The sequence below is a fragment of the Vreelandella titanicae genome, assembly GCF_014697095.1.
Classification (GTDB): Bacteria; Pseudomonadota; Gammaproteobacteria; order Pseudomonadales; family Halomonadaceae; genus Vreelandella; species Vreelandella titanicae.
The window spans coordinates 1,515,791-1,530,469 of record NZ_CP059082.1; the positions used below are offsets into that span (position 1 = coordinate 1,515,791).

Annotated in this window: 9 protein-coding genes; 4 read left to right on the plus strand and 5 right to left on the minus strand. The window is 58.4% G+C overall.

Annotation, left to right across the window (positions count from 1 at the left end; translation table 11 throughout):
- Positions 1–42: 42 nt before the first annotated feature.
- Positions 43–930, minus strand: coding sequence for a DMT family transporter (locus HZS52_RS07130; RefSeq protein WP_190374415.1), 888 nt, complete (start codon positions 928–930; stop codon positions 43–45).
- A 64-nt stretch (positions 931–994) separates the two neighbouring features.
- Positions 995–2,575, minus strand: a complete 1,581-nt coding sequence (locus HZS52_RS07135; RefSeq protein ID WP_190374416.1) for a BCCT family transporter — start codon at positions 2,573–2,575, stop codon at positions 995–997.
- Between the two features lie 386 nt (positions 2,576–2,961).
- On the opposite strand from HZS52_RS07135, the gene fdhA reads away from it, so the two are divergent.
- The 3 genes from fdhA (at position 2,962) to fdhF (ending at position 8,876) form a co-directional block, all read left to right on the plus strand.
- Positions 2,962–4,152, plus strand: coding sequence for a formaldehyde dehydrogenase, glutathione-independent (gene fdhA / locus HZS52_RS07140; RefSeq protein WP_190374417.1), 1,191 nt, complete (start codon positions 2,962–2,964; stop codon positions 4,150–4,152).
- A 138-nt stretch (positions 4,153–4,290) separates the two neighbouring features.
- The gene (locus HZS52_RS07145) at positions 4,291–6,009 is read left to right on the plus strand and encodes an NAD(P)H-dependent oxidoreductase subunit E (RefSeq protein ID WP_190374418.1); all 1,719 of its coding nucleotides are present in this window, start codon (positions 4,291–4,293) and stop codon (positions 6,007–6,009) included.
- Positions 6,010–6,020: 11 nt separating this feature from the next.
- Positions 6,021–8,876, plus strand: coding sequence for a formate dehydrogenase subunit alpha (gene fdhF / locus HZS52_RS07150; protein ID WP_190374419.1), 2,856 nt, complete (start codon positions 6,021–6,023; stop codon positions 8,874–8,876).
- Between the two features lie 20 nt (positions 8,877–8,896).
- Here fdhF and HZS52_RS07155 read toward each other — a convergent pair whose 3' ends face one another.
- The 3 genes from HZS52_RS07155 to HZS52_RS07165 all read right to left on the minus strand — a co-directional run bounded on the left by HZS52_RS07155 (position 8,897) and on the right by HZS52_RS07165 (position 13,164).
- On the minus strand, positions 8,897–10,948 hold the full coding sequence (locus HZS52_RS07155; protein WP_190374420.1) for an NADH:flavin oxidoreductase: 2,052 nt from the start codon (positions 10,946–10,948) through the stop codon (positions 8,897–8,899).
- A 157-nt stretch (positions 10,949–11,105) separates the two neighbouring features.
- The gene (locus HZS52_RS07160; RefSeq protein ID WP_027958318.1) at positions 11,106–11,744 is read right to left on the minus strand and encodes a TetR/AcrR family transcriptional regulator; all 639 of its coding nucleotides are present in this window, start codon (positions 11,742–11,744) and stop codon (positions 11,106–11,108) included.
- 133 nt (positions 11,745–11,877) lie between these two features.
- Positions 11,878–13,164 carry an aromatic ring-hydroxylating oxygenase subunit alpha gene (locus HZS52_RS07165; protein ID WP_138800648.1) on the minus strand — a complete coding sequence of 429 codons (1,287 nt, stop codon included), beginning with the start codon at positions 13,162–13,164 and terminating at the stop codon, positions 11,878–11,880.
- Positions 13,165–13,527: 363 nt separating this feature from the next.
- On the opposite strand from HZS52_RS07165, the gene HZS52_RS07170 reads away from it, so the two are divergent.
- Positions 13,528–14,634 (plus strand): FAD-binding oxidoreductase, encoded by a 1,107-nt coding sequence (locus tag HZS52_RS07170; protein ID WP_190374421.1) that lies wholly within the window; start codon positions 13,528–13,530, stop codon positions 14,632–14,634.
- Positions 14,635–14,679 lie beyond the last annotated feature (45 nt).

A 14,679-nucleotide genomic window follows, 5' to 3' on the forward strand; every position in this document is an offset into this window, starting at 1 on the left:
CGCTAATCATCACTCAAGCCCGCTTTTTTAAGGCGGGCTTTTCTATTGGCCGATAAAACCCGGATAAAGCCGCAGACGCTGCCTTTCCAGATGCAAGCCTATCCAGGCATGCACTACCAGCACCAGGATAACCACACCACCACCGAGTAGCGTCGAGGTCGTGGGGGTTTCACCTAATAACCACCACACCCACAGCGTGCCCAAAGCAGTTTCAACCAGATAGAACAGCGCCACTTCCGTCGACGGCAGGTAACGGGTGGCGCTGTTGATCAGCACCGTGGCCAAGGGCATCTGCACCAGCCCCATCAGCGCCAGTACGCCATAACGCTGGGCATCCAGATCCAGCGGCGAGGCCATGGGTAGGGCAACCGCCGCGGAGAGCAGCCCGCCACCGGCAATCACCGTCATAGGGTCAATGGCTGGAAAGCGGCGCAGCAGGGTCAGGTTGCCACCGATAGCTGCCGCGGCCGCCAAGGCATACAGGTTGCCTACCAGCATCCCCATGGCCCCCTCGCCCATGAACACCAAACCCATGCCCAGCATGCAGACAGCAATGGCCACCAGCGTACGCAGCGCGACGTTTTCGCCCAGGAAAATCCGCGAAAACAGCGCCGCAAACAGCGGCGCCGTACTTAGAATCACTACTACATTGGCCACGTTGGCGTTCATCACCGCCAGCACAAACAGACTGGAGATCAGGCCCAGCAGCAGCGCCGAGGCCAGTGAGGAGAGCGGGTTGCTGCTCAGTGTTGCCAGCCGCTTGCCTGCCCAGCATAAAAGCCCCAGCACGCAGAACATCAATAGACCGCGCCAGAACACGATGGTCCAGCCGTCGGCGCGCGCTAGGCGGATCAGCAACCCGTCGAAGCTGAGAAATATGACGCCCAGCACCACCATGAGCAGACCGCGCTGGTAAGGGCTTGACTGCATTGTCTTACTCCCGGCTGACACAAAAGGAAACCGCCCGCCGGATAGGCGGGCGGTTTAGCGTTGATTAGCTCGCGATTCTGGGCACCGCGTTGAGCTCGCGCCACTCTTTGTGGAGCCCCCTATAGAGGCTAAAACACATCAGTAACAGCACCAGCGTAAAGGGGAGTCCCGTAGCGACTGCGCCCGCCTGCAGGGCGCTGAGTGCTGTGCTCCCTCCGCCATACAGCAACACACCCGCAATAATACCCTCCAGCGTCGCCCAGAACACTCGTTGACTCTTGGGTGCATCTGTCTTGCCGCCGGCGGTGATGCTATCAATCACCAGCGAGCCTGAGTCTGATGAGGTAATGAAGAAGACCAGCACCAGAATAATCGCCAGCGTCGAGGTAATGCTGGTCAGGGGCAGCTGCTCCAGCATATGGAACATGGCCAGAGAGACATCGCTAATGCCGTTGGCCAGTTCACCCACGCCATTTTCAGCTTGATAAAGCGCCGTGCCGCCAAAGGCGCTCATCCAGACCAGTGTGACCAGCGTTGGTACCAGCAGCACCGCGATCAGGAATTCACGCACCGTGCGTCCCCGGGATACGCGGGCAATGAACATGCCGACAAACGGAGACCAGGAGATCCACCACGCCCAGTAAAAGATCGTCCAGCCGTGGTACCAGGTGTCGTCCTCGCGGCCAATCCAGTTCGACAGCGGCAGAAGGTGGCCCACGTAGTCCAGCGCCGTGGTGCCAATGCCTGTCAGAATCATCAAGGTAGGCCCCGCTATAACCACAAACAGAAGCAGCGCCGCCGCAATGACCATGTTGATATTCGAGAACAGCTTAACGCCACCGTCGATTCCCCGCCATACCGAGAACAGCGCGATCACCGTGACCACTAGGATTATCGCCAGCTGTGTGCCGATGGTATTGGGAATACCGAACAAATAGGCGAGGCCTCCAGCCGCTTGGGTAGCGCCAAAGCCAAGCGAAGTGGCCAGGCCAAAGATGGTGGCCAGAACGGCAAGAATATCGATGATATGGCCTGCCCAGCCGCGGGTTCGCTCGCCAAGGATCGGGTAAAAGGCGGAGCGAAGCGTCAGTGGCAGGCCTTTGTTATAGGAAAAGAAGGCCAGTGACAGTGCCACCACGCCATAAATGGCCCAGGGGTGTAGTCCCCAGTGGAACATGGTCGCCCCCATGGCGGCGCTGGCACCCTCAGGCGTCCCCGCCGGTGCATTCAAGGGCGTTCCATACCAGTCGGTGTAGTAGGCTACTGGCTCAGCAACGCTCCAGAACATCAGGCCGATACCCATGCCCGCCGCAAACAGCATGGCGAACCAAGAGGTGCGAGAGTATTCCGGTTTTGCATCCTTGCCGCCTAGCCGAATCCGCCCGAGTGGCAAGCAGATCAGTACAAGGCAAAACACCACAAAAATATTGCCAGCAATCATAAACAGCCAGTCGAAGTGTTCGATCGACCAGTTTTTGGCAAGCCCTAAGTGAGTGTTAGCAGCATCTGGATAGACCAGCGCGTAGATAATAAACAGTAGGATGGCTAGAGCGGAAAGCGGAAAAACGGGGTTATGAAAGTCCAACCCCAAGATCTGAGTATTGTCCTGTCCGGGCGACAGAACCGGGTCGTCGTTGTTATTCATCAGGTTTCCTTGGTGGCTCTTGTTAGATGTCGGGTATGCATCACATCGCCGACTCTAGGCTTTGTACGAAAACTGCTTGCGCTCGCCCATACGTTGTTAAAAGTCGGCTCAAAATACTCATTTACACTCCGTAAACTCCGTTTTTTCGCCGATTTTTGCCTAGTCTGGCCTTCGCTCAGCGACTTTTCGTGCAAACCCTAGGAATTGTTGAGCCTGTTGCAAAGAAGGAGTGTCGTGAAAGCGACCTCTATCTATCCATCTTGGTTAGGATGTCTTGAATAGATACGTGAGTGCCTTTTTGGGGTAAGTCTCCAGGCGCGGAGGGGATAGGGTGGGATAGCGCAATCAACCATCATGAACAGAACAATAAGCCACAGGAGCCAGCCATGAATGCAGCCAACCGCGGAGTGGTCTACAAGGGGCCGGGAGAGGTCGCCGTTGAGTCCATTGCCTATCCTGAACTCGCCCTAGGCAATCGCAAGTGCGATCACGGCGTGATTCTCAAGGTAGTTACCACCAACATCTGTGGCAGCGACCAGCATATGGTACGCGGCCGCACCACCGCACCATCGGGCCTGGTGCTTGGTCACGAAATCACCGGCCTGGTCGTTGAGTGCGGTCGCGACGTCGAGTTTATTCAACCAGGCGACCTGGTTTCTGTGCCGTTCAACATTGCCTGTGGTCGCTGCCGCAACTGTAAAGAAGGCCGCACCGGTATCTGCCTCAACGTCAATCCATCTCGCCCCGGCGCCGCCTATGGCTATGTGGATATGGGCGGCTGGGGCGGCGGCCAGACTGAATATGTCATGGTTCCCTACGCTGACTTTAACCTGCTGAAGTTTCCGGATGCCGATCAGGCCATGGAGAAGATCAAGGATCTGACCCTGCTCTCCGATATCTTTCCCACCGGTTTCCACGGCTGTGTGACCGCCGGTGTCGGCCCTGGTAGCACCGTCTATATCGCCGGTGCTGGGCCTGTGGGGCTGGCTGCAGCGGTTTCCGCTCAACTGCTGGGTGCGGCCTGCGTGATTGTTGGTGATATGGTCGAAGAGCGTCTGGCCCAGGCGCGCAGCTTTGGCTGCGAGACCATCGACCTGACCCAGGACGGCGACATGGCCGACAAGATCGAGGTGATCCTCGGCGAGCGTGAGGTCGATGCCTTTGTCGACTGCGTCGGCTTCGAAGCCCACGCCTGTGGCTGCAACCACGGCAAAGAAGCGCCCGCGACCGTGCTGAACTCGGCGATGTCGTTGACCCGTGCAGGTGGTCAAATCGGTATTCCGGGCCTCTATGTGACCGAAGACCCGGGTGCGGAGGACGAGGCCGCCAAGCAGGGGGCTCTGAGCATGCGCTTTGGTCTTGGCTGGGCCAAGTCCCACAGCTTCCATACTGGACAGTGCCCGGTGATGAAGTACCATCGACCACTGATGCAGGCTATTCTGTTTGGCAAGGTCAATATTGCCGATGCGGTGAATGTCCAGATGATCACTCTGGATCAGGCACCCCAGGGCTACGCCGACTTCGATGGCGGCGCTGCTAAGAAATTCGTCATTGACCCCCATGGCAGCGTGGCTTAATAACTTATTCGATAAGCAATGAGCAACAAGACCTAATCCCTGCCTGAGGGCAGGTTAGTGCGACCCTAGACGGCGCCCCGAGGGGTGCCGTTTTTGTTCATCCGGTATAAAACCGATCAAGATAATAATGAGTACCCCATGACCGTCCAGACCGTGACCCCCAAGCGCCGCTTCCGCGGCAAGCCCCGCGGCCGTGATCTCGATCCCAGTCTTCTTGAGGGGTTGCGTGAACTGCTGGGTGACGAACGCCAGAACGCCACGTTGCGCCGCCGCGACCTACTCATTGAACATTTACACAACATTCAGGACACCCGGGGCCATCTACTGCTGGCGGATTTGCGTGCCCTGGCTGCTTACATGAACCTGCCCATGGCGGCCGTTTACGAAACGGCCACTTTCTATGCCCACTTTGACGTCATCCACGACGATCAGTTGCCGCCGCCGGCAGTGACTATTCGCGTTTGCGACTCCCTCACCTGCCAGTTGGCCGGTGCTGAGGCGCTTAAGGCACAGCTTGAAGCGAACGTGGATATCGAGCAGGTACGGGTGCTGCGGGCGCCCTGCATGGGGCGCTGCGACACGGCGCCGGTAGCCGAAGTAGGGCACCACCATGTGCCGTTCGCCACCCAGGCGCAGATCGCGTCGGTGATTGAAAAGGGCCACTTTCACCCCGCTCCCGTCGACTGGCAGCGATTGGACGACTATCGCCGCGAGGGCGGTATGGCGTTGCTCCAGGCCTGTCACGACGGCAGCGTTACAGTAGAAGTGTTGATGGAAGCGATGCAGCAGGCCAATCTGCGCGGTCTGGGCGGTGCGGGCTTTCCCACCTTCAAGAAGTGGTACTTCGTGCGCCAGGAGGCCGGCCCCCGTTACTGCGCTATCAACGCCGACGAGGGCGAGCCCGGTACCTTCAAGGATCGCTACTACCTGGAGCGCTCGCCCCACCAGTTTCTTGAAGGGGCCTTGGTGAGTGCCTGGGCGGTAGACGCCGAGGCGCTGTATATCTATCTTCGCGATGAGTACCCAGCGTTACATAGCGTGGTGCGCGAGGCGATTGGCGAGCTTGAGGCTGCTGGCCTAGTGGCGCCGGGTTACATCGTGCTGCGCCGCGGCGCGGGCGCCTATATCTGCGGCGAAGAGTCGGCGATGATCGAATCTTTGGAAGGCAAGCCGGGCAAACCCCGCCACCGCCCGCCGTTTGTGGCTCAGAAGGGGCTCTTTGATCGGCCGACGCTGGTCAATAACGTCGAGACCGTCTACTGGATTCCCATGATCTGGCAGCGCGGCGCGGAGGCCTTCTCCAGCCAGGGCCGCCATGGCCGCGTGGGGCTGCGCAGCTTCTCGGTTTCAGGCCGGGTCAAGCGTCCTGGTGTGTATTTAGCGCCCGCAGGGATCACGCTCAACGAGTTGGTTGACGAGTATTGCGGCGGCATGGCCGACAGCCACCGCTTGGCGGCCTACCTGCCCGGCGGCGCCTCCGGTGGAATTCTGCCCGCGGGCAAGGCCAATATTCCCCTCGACTTCGACACCCTTCAGGAGCACGGCTGTTTTATCGGTTCCGCTGCGGTAATCGTACTCTCCGATCAGGACGATCTGCGCGGGGTGGCTACCAATCTGCTGGCCTTCTTTGCCGATGAGTCCTGTGGCCAGTGCACACCCTGCCGGGTGGGCACGGAAAAAATGCTCACCCTGCTCGAACGCAACGAATGGGATGCCGGGCTGATGACGCAGCTTTCCCAGGTGATGATCGATGCCTCCATTTGCGGGCTCGGCCAGGCGGCGCCTAACCCGGTGCTGGGGCTGCTCAAGGATTTTCGCGGTGAACTTGCCGCCCAGAACGTCATCGTCAAGGGATAAAGGAGGCCAGCATGAGCGAACAGAACGCAAACAACCGCTTTACCCTGACGCTGGACGGCGTTGAGGTCAGCGCTTACCCCGGTGAAAGCCTCTGGCAGGTAGCCAAACGCGTCGGCGAGACCATTCCCCACCTGTGTTTCAAGGATGCCAGCGGCTACCGCGCCGACGGCAACTGCCGCGCCTGTATGGTGGAAATCGAGGGCGAGCGTACCCTGGCCGCCAGCTGTTTGCGCGAAGCAGCCCCCGGTATGGTGGTCAATAGCGCCAACTCCGAACGCGCGCACACGGCCCGCAAGATGGTCATGGAGATGCTGCTGGTCGACCAGCCTGAGCGGGAAGAGAGCCCCGACAGCTCAAGCCATTTCTGGGCCATGGCTGACCAGCTGGCCATTGATGCCACGGCGGTGCGCCGCAAGCTGCCCAGGCGCGAAGAGCGTGAGACGGCTACCGTGCACCATGTGGCGTCCCGGGCGGACAGCCTGGCGCAGGACAGCAGCCACTCTGCCATGCGCGTCAATCTTGACGCCTGCATCGAGTGCAACCTGTGTGTGCGCGCCTGCCGCGAAGTACAGGTTAACGACGTTATCGGCCTGGCTCACCGTGGGGCGGCGTCCAAGATCGTGTTTGATTTCGACGACCCCATGGGCGATAGCACCTGCGTGGCCTGCGGCGAGTGCGTTCAAGCCTGCCCCACCGGCGCCCTGATGCCCGCTACCCTGGTCGACCAGGCGGGTCGCGGCGATTCTGCTGTCGCCGACCGTAAGGTCGACTCGGTATGCCCCTACTGCGGGGTGGGTTGCCAGCTCACCTACCATATCAAGGACGATGAGATCCTTTATGTGGAGGGGCGCGACGGCCCCTCTAACGAGAACCGGCTATGTGTTAAAGGGCGCTTCGGCTATGACTATCCGCGCCATCCATCCCGGCTGACCACCCCGCTGATTCGTCGCCAGGGCGTTGCCAAGGGCATCGATCCGGACTTTGATCCCGCTCAGCCCCTGACGCATTTCCGCGAGGCGAGCTGGGATGAAGCCCTAGAGGTTGCCGCCAGCGGGCTTGTAAACCTTAAAGCGGCCCATGGCCCTGATGCCCTGGCGGGGTTCGGCAGCGCCAAGTGCTCCAACGAAGAGGCATGGCTGTTCCAGAAGTTGGTGCGTACCGGCTTTGGCTCCAACCATGTGGATCACTGTACCCGCTTGTGCCACGCAAGCTCCGTGGCGGCACTCATGGAGTGTATTGGTTCAGGCTCGGTCACCGCCTCCTTTATGCAGGCCAGCCAGGCCGACGTGGTGATTCTTACCGGCTGTAATCCCGCGGTAAACCATCCGGTGGCGGCCACCTTCTTTAAACAGGCCGCCAAGCGCGGTACCAAGATAGTGATAATCGACCCCCGTGGTCAGTCGCTGGATGCCTACGCCCACCTGAGCGTGCGCTTTTCACCGGGCGCCGACGTGGCCCTGTTTAATGCCATGCTGAATGTGGTCATCAGTGAAGAACTTTATGATACGGCTTATATCGCCGAGCATACTGAGGGCTTCGAGGCCCTGAAAATTCATACCGTCGACATGACCCCCGAAGCGATGAGCGGCCTGTGCGGCGTTGAGCCCGAGACCATCCGCGAAGTGGCCAGGCTCTATGCCAACGCCGAGCGGGCAATGATCTTCTGGGGCATGGGCATTTCCCAGCACACCCACGGTACCGATAACGCCCGGTGCCTGATTTCGCTGGCGTTGGCCTGCGGCCAGACCGGTCGCCCTGGCACCGGCCTGCATCCTTTGCGGGGGCAGAACAACGTTCAGGGGGCTTCTGATGCCGGGCTGATTCCCATGGTCATGCCCGACTACCAGCCGGTCAATGATGATCAGGTTCGTGCGGCGTTCGAAGAACTGTGGAATACCAAACTGGATCCCACGCCGGGTCTCACCGTGGTGGAAATTATGGACGCTATCACCGCGGGCACCATTCGCGGCATGTATATCCAGGGCGAAAACCCGGCGATGTCCGACCCGGATCTGGCCCATGCCCGGGCCGCCCTGGCCAAGCTGGAACATCTGGTGGTACAGGATCTGTTTGTCACCGAGACCGCCCAGTTCGCTGATGTCATCCTGCCGGCCTCCGCCTGGCCTGAGAAGAACGGTACCGTCACCAACACCAATCGCCAGGTGCAAATGGGGCGTGCGGCGCTGCCGCTGCCGGGCCAGGCAAAGCCGGACTGGTGGATCATTCAGGAGATTGCCAAACGCTTTGGACTGGGTTGGGATTACCAGCACCCGCGGGACGTCTTCGCCGAAATGAAACGCGGCATGCCCTCACTCGACCATATCTCCTGGGAGCGTCTGGAGCGCGAGCAGTCGGTGACCTATCCCTGCCCAGCAGAGGACGCGCCGGGGCAAGACGTAGTCTTCAGCGATGCCTTCCCCACCGCCAGCGGCCGGGCGAAATTCGCACCCACGCGGCCACTGCCACCGGATGAGCCGGTAGATAACGACTACCCAACGGTGCTGACTACCGGGCGCCAATTAGAGCACTGGCATACGGGTTCCATGACCCGCCGTGCCAAAGTGCTCGATGATCTGGAGCCGGAAGCCGTGGCGAGCTTGGCGCCCGCTGAGCTTATCCGGCTTGGGATGGCGCCAGGCGATGACCTGACGATCACCACCCGGCGAGGAGCCATCACCCTCAAAGTGAGGACGGATCCGGGCATGCCAGAGGGTATGGTCTTCGTACCCTTTTGTTACGGGGAAGCAGCAGCGAATCTATTGACTAATCCAGCGCTGGATCCCTATGGCAAGATTCCGGAGTTCAAATATGCGGCCTGCAGCCTTGCCTCTGCCGGAAAGTTGCCCGCTGATGGTGGAGCTATATAGATAGTGGATCGGCGGTTGTATTAAAGGTCTTTGACCAACCTGAGCGCGTCGTAGATGGCCGCGTGGGTGTTCCGGGACTCGACGGCATCGCCGATCCGGAACAGCTGGAAGCGGCCATCCGGGTTGCTAGTCACGGTCTGGGGGGCGCCCACGATCAGGTCATCGTAATTCACTTCGCCGCGGTTGCTGGCGTGCGGTTTTAGCTCGAAATAGATATCGGCCATCGGTGTGATGCCGTAGTTGACGACCACTTGGTCGATACGCCGCTCATGCCCACTATCCTGCTGGCTATGAATGGCATAGTCGCTGGTGATCCCGGCGAGCAGTTCACTGCCGTCGCGCTGCACGGACTTCAGCCGGTAAGTCGGGGTGAAGGTGACGTTGGCACGCTGCAGGGAACGCATGTAGGGCACCAGGTTCATGGCCATGATCTCTGCGGAGAAGGTGCGATCCGGCGTCATAATCTCGAGCTCGGCCCCCGCGGCGGCAATGATCTCCGCCGCCTGCAGGGCTGCATGGTCGCCTGCATCGTCGAACAACAATACCCGTTTGCCCGGCGGCACGTGCCCGGAAAGAATGTCCCAGGTGTTGACGACTAAGTCGCTACCCATCGCGGGTTGATCTTCCAAGGGATAGCCGCCGGTGGCTACGATCACCACATCGGGTTTTTCGGTGAGCACGTCCTCGGCTTCGGCCCAGACGTTGTAGCGGATCTCTACGCCGAGTGCTTCGCAGCGCGCCAGGCGCCAATCGATGATGCCCATCATCTCGCGACGTCGCTCACTCTGCGCCGTAAGACGTATCTGCCCTCCAGCATCGCTGGCGGCTTCGAACACCACCACCGAATGGCCACGCTCACCGGCAACACGAGCGGCTTCCAACCCTGCTGGCCCTGCGCCGATAATCACGACTCGCCGTTGCTGTGCCGCCTTGGGAATGGTGTGGGGCATGGTGGTTTCTCGCCCGGTGGCGGCGTTATGGATGCAGTAGGCGGCACCGCCTTGATAGATGCGATCAAGGCAGTAGTTGGCGCCGACGCAGGGGCGGATCTCTTCTTCCCGCCCTTCGGCGATCTTGCGCACGATGTGCGGGTCGGCCATGTGGGCACGGGTCATGCCGATCATGTCGACCTTGCCTGAGGCGATGGCATAACGGGCAGTGGCGACATCCTGGATTTTGGCGCCATGGAAGGTGGGGAAGTCGATCTCACGGCGTATTTCGCCGGCAAAATCCAGGTGCGGGGCGCTGGGCATGCCCTGGATGGGAATCACGTCGGTGAGCCCTGCATCGGTGTCGATGTGGCCGCGAACCACGTTGAGGAAGTCGACCAAGCCGCTACTCTTCAAGCGTCGCGATATCTCCATCCCATCGCCGGAGGTCAGCCCGCCCGGCAGCATCTCGTCGCCGGTGTAGCGCACGCCTACGATAAACGCTTCACCCACCCGCTGGCGAATAGCGCGCAGCACGTCGAAGGTGAAACGTAGTCGGTTATCGAGATCGCCGCCATAAGGTTCCTCAAGGGTATTGGTCAGCGGCGACCAGAACTGATCCATCAGGTGACCATAGGCCTGTAGCTCGATGCCATCGAGACCGGCGGCGTGCATACGCTCGGCGGCATCGGCGTAGTCGCGGATCAGGCGCTCAATATCCCAATCCTCTACCTGCTTGGGAAAAGCGCGGTGGGACGCCTCACGACGATGAGAAGGCGACACCGCTGGCAGCCAGTCGCCCTTATCCCAACGGGTGCGCCGGCCCAGGTGGGTGAGCTGAATCATCACTGCGGTGCCGTGCTCGTGACAGGCGTCGGTCAGCTCACGCATCCAGGGCACTACTTCATCCTTATAGGCGAGGATGTTGTTGAACACTGGAGGACTGTCCTTGGCTACCGCCGCGGATCCGGCAGTCATGGTCAGGCCAAGGCCTGCCTTGGCGCGCTCGACGTGATAGGCCCGATAGAGTGCCTTGGGCATCCCATCCTCAGGGTAAGCGGGCTCATGGGCTGTCATCATAAGCCTGTTTTTCAGGGTGAGATGCTTGAGCTGGAAGGGCTGCAGCAGCGGATCGTTAACCATGGGTAGCGCTCTATTTTATTGTGTATTTAATAAATCTAGGTGCTAATGTTCATTGTTGTCAATTAAATGTTCAATGATGTACATTTCGAGGCGAGCATGTTTAACCGCTGGCACGGCTGGGAGGTAGGTGGTGTTAGCCGATCAGGCTTGCTGTGGGCTAGTAAGTACCGGTTGGAGAATAATATCCATGGCGGGCATGGAAGCGTTGCAATTCCCTGGATCCAGGCGGCTGGCCGGTGAAGATTTCGACATAGGCGGGGATGCGCTGCATGCGCACCTCGAGCGGTTCCTGGGTCTTCATCGAGATATAGCCGATCTGGGTTAGGTAGATGGTGCGGCCACGAACGTTGGCCGCCAGCGGATCATAGCCGTAGCGCTGGAACATGCGCGCCAGTGCTTCGATACGGGTGGCATCAGCCGCATCGATTTCACTCACTACTGACGCTGACTGTAGCGCCCAACTGCGCATGGCGAACTCTAGCGGAGAGTCGAACAGTTTAGGATCCAGCCAGCAGTCGAAGACATTGAGCATCGCCTCGACGATATTCTCGGCATAGGCTTCGGTTTGATGCACTAGCCCTTGGGTATTCTTTTCACGCCAGCGTGCGATCAGTGCCTCCAGCAGTGCCTCGCGATCCTTGAAGAACCAGTAGAAACTGGTTCGAGAAAGCTTTAGTCGCTTGGCCAGGGAAAGAATGCGTACGCTATCGACGCCCGATTCCAGTAGTAGCTCAAACGCCGCATCAAGCCAGACGTCTTGAGAACCCTTGGCAGCGGGAATATCGGTGGATGGCATTGAGCAGATCTCTAAGAATAGTCTAGGAATAGTGTGGCAAAGTGTACACAGGTGTCTCTTATGTGTACACGTTGTCAGCTACTCTGGCTAAGTCCTAGTGACGGTAAACGTCGCTGCCTTGATCCTTCAAGTTTTAACCTTGGGCTAAGTGTAACGTCGGCGCATCATATCCTAGGTTCTCGAGCATGCGGGCGGCGTACCAGTCGATAAAGTCGATAACGCCGAACTCATAGGTCTCGGAGTAAGGGCCGGGTTGGTAAGCCTTGGAGTTAATGCCACGCTGGTTCTCTTCGGCGAGTTGGCGATCCTGGTCGTTGGTCGCATCCCACACCCGACGTAGTTGGTCGGGGTCGTAATCAACGCCCTCTACGGCATCTTTATGAACCAGCCACTTAGTGGTCACCACGGTTTGCTGCGGGCCAAGCGGTAGCACGCGAAATACCACCGCGTGATCGCCCATGAAGTGATTCCATGAATTGGGCAGATGCAGAATGCGCAGTGAGCCCATATCAGGGCTTGTTAATCGGCCCATTAGTTTCTTACAGCCGGGTTTACCGTCCATTGTCATGGAGACAATGCCATCCAGCAGCGGCGTGCGGGTCAGTCGATTGCGTTTGCCAAAGCGCTTCAACTGATAGGGAACTTGTTCCTCATCCCAATCTGCTTGTTTGCATGCCACCAGTTCCTTATAGGCAGGCGTTGCACGCGGATCCTCGGTGTCATCAAACTCTTGCAATGAGTTCAGCAGCTCAGGATGAGCGCCGTTGCAGTGATAGCACTCGCGGTTGTTTTCGATGACGAGCTTCCAGTTGGCTTGCTCGACGATACTGGACTCGACGGCAACCTTGACGTTGTCCATTTGGTACGGCTCAAGGTAATGCTCAAGCGTTTGCAGAAAATCATCAATCGCAGGCGGTTCATCGCTCAGGTTGATAAAGATGAAGCCTCCGGCTGTATGCACGTTGACCGGTTTGAGGCCAAATTGATCGAGATTGAAGTTAGTGCCCATATCGCTACCGGCAAACAACAAGCGGCCATCAAGTTCATAGGTCCACTGGTGATACGGACAGACGAGCTTTGCAACTTTACCCTTATCCTTTACACAAAGGCGCGAACCGCGGTGGCGGCAAACATTGTGAAACGCATGAATAGCGCCTTCACTGCCGCGCACAATGACGATGGGATTATTGCCAATATCCAATGTCATGAAATTACCCTTGGTAGGGATCTCGCATGTCATGCCGGCAAACAGCCACTCCTTTTCGAAGACCTCTTGCACATCAAGAGCGAACAGGCGGGCATCGTTGTAAAACGGCTGTGGAAGCGAAAAGGTACGTCCTCTTTCTTGCAGCATCTGAACCGTTGAGTCACGAGCTGCAGTGAGTGGATCATCCATCCGATTAGAAACATTTTTTTCCATTACCAGTATCCTCGTAAACCTCCGCTCCCCCCTCAAGGGCTGCGAATCGGCCGATAGTCAAGACTGCGTATCTTGTTGTTCTGTTGCGTAACCTGGCGTTTGATTCAAATGTGGCCTGACGTCAGGCTCCGATTGTGTTGCAGGCGCTGGCCTGCCAATTGTCTGCCCGCGACATTAGATGGCGTAGTGGCGACGAAAAAAGAGGTTTCTAAACGATAAAGAGTGGCACGAGGTAAGTGCGAGTCGCTGTCAGGTAAGTCGGTCGGCAGGCGCGTCCCCAAAATGCAGCTCAAAGGTGCTGACCGTATCGCAAATACGGTTCGGCGATGCATGGTGATGAAGGCTGGTCAGGCAGAGGCGACAATGACAACTAATTTTTTCAATCCGGTCACGACCCAAACCTGGACCAACGGCCGCCACCAGGTGCGTTGCGTCAAGGTGATTCAAGAAACCCAGGATGTGCGCACGTTCTGCTTCATGGCCGAGCAGCCCGTGCTGTTCTTCTTCAAGCCCGGTCAGTTCGTGACGCTGGAGCTGGAGATTGATAATCAGCCGATCATGCGCTCCTATACCATTTCCAGCTCTCCCTCCATCCCTTACAGCTTTTCAATCACCGTTAAACAAGTGCCAGGGGGCAAGGTATCCAACTGGCTGCATGCGAACCTAAAAGTGGGCGACGAGCTGGTCGTGCATGGCCCGGTAGGCAACTTCAATTCCATTGATTTTCCTGCCGAAAAAGTGTTGTTTCTCTCTGGCGGGGTGGGCATTACCCCATTGATGTCCATGACGCGCTGGCTGTTTGATACCAACGCCGCTGTTGACGTTGAATTTATACACAGCGCCCGTGCCCCTCGCGATGTGATTTATCATCGTGAACTGGTGCATATGTTTTCGCGTATTCCCGAGTTCAAGCTGCATATTATTTGCGAGAACAAAGAGGATATCGGCGAGGCCTGGGCCGGCTACCGTGGCTACCTTACCCAGCCGCTGTTCGAACTCATTGTGCCGGACTTTATGGAGCGGGAGATATTCTGCTGCGGCCCGACCCCTTACATGAACGCCATCAAAAATATTCTTCGTGTCAACAACTTCAACATGGATCACTACCATGAGGAGTCGTTTGGCGCTACGCCGGTTGAGGTACGTGAAGATGTCCTTGAGCTGGCCGAACAGGCAGAGGTTGATGCCGAAAATGTCGACACCAGCGACTTGTTTAGTATCGAGTTTGCCTCTTCAGGGAAAAGTGTGCGTATTCAGCCGGGGGAGACGGTTCATGCGGCGGCGGCCAAGCTGGGTCTGCATATCCCCAAAGCTTGTGGCATGGGGATTTGCGGTACTTGCCGAGTGGAGCTCAAGTCGGGAGAAGTGGAAATGGAGCATAACGGCGGCATTACCGATGAGGATGTCGAAGAAGGCTATATCCTGTCGTGCTGCAGTCGGCCGAAGGGGGATTTAATCGTCGATTTTTAGCCCCGGCAAGCACCTTGCTGCCTAGTTTTAAGCGCCCTAAACGGT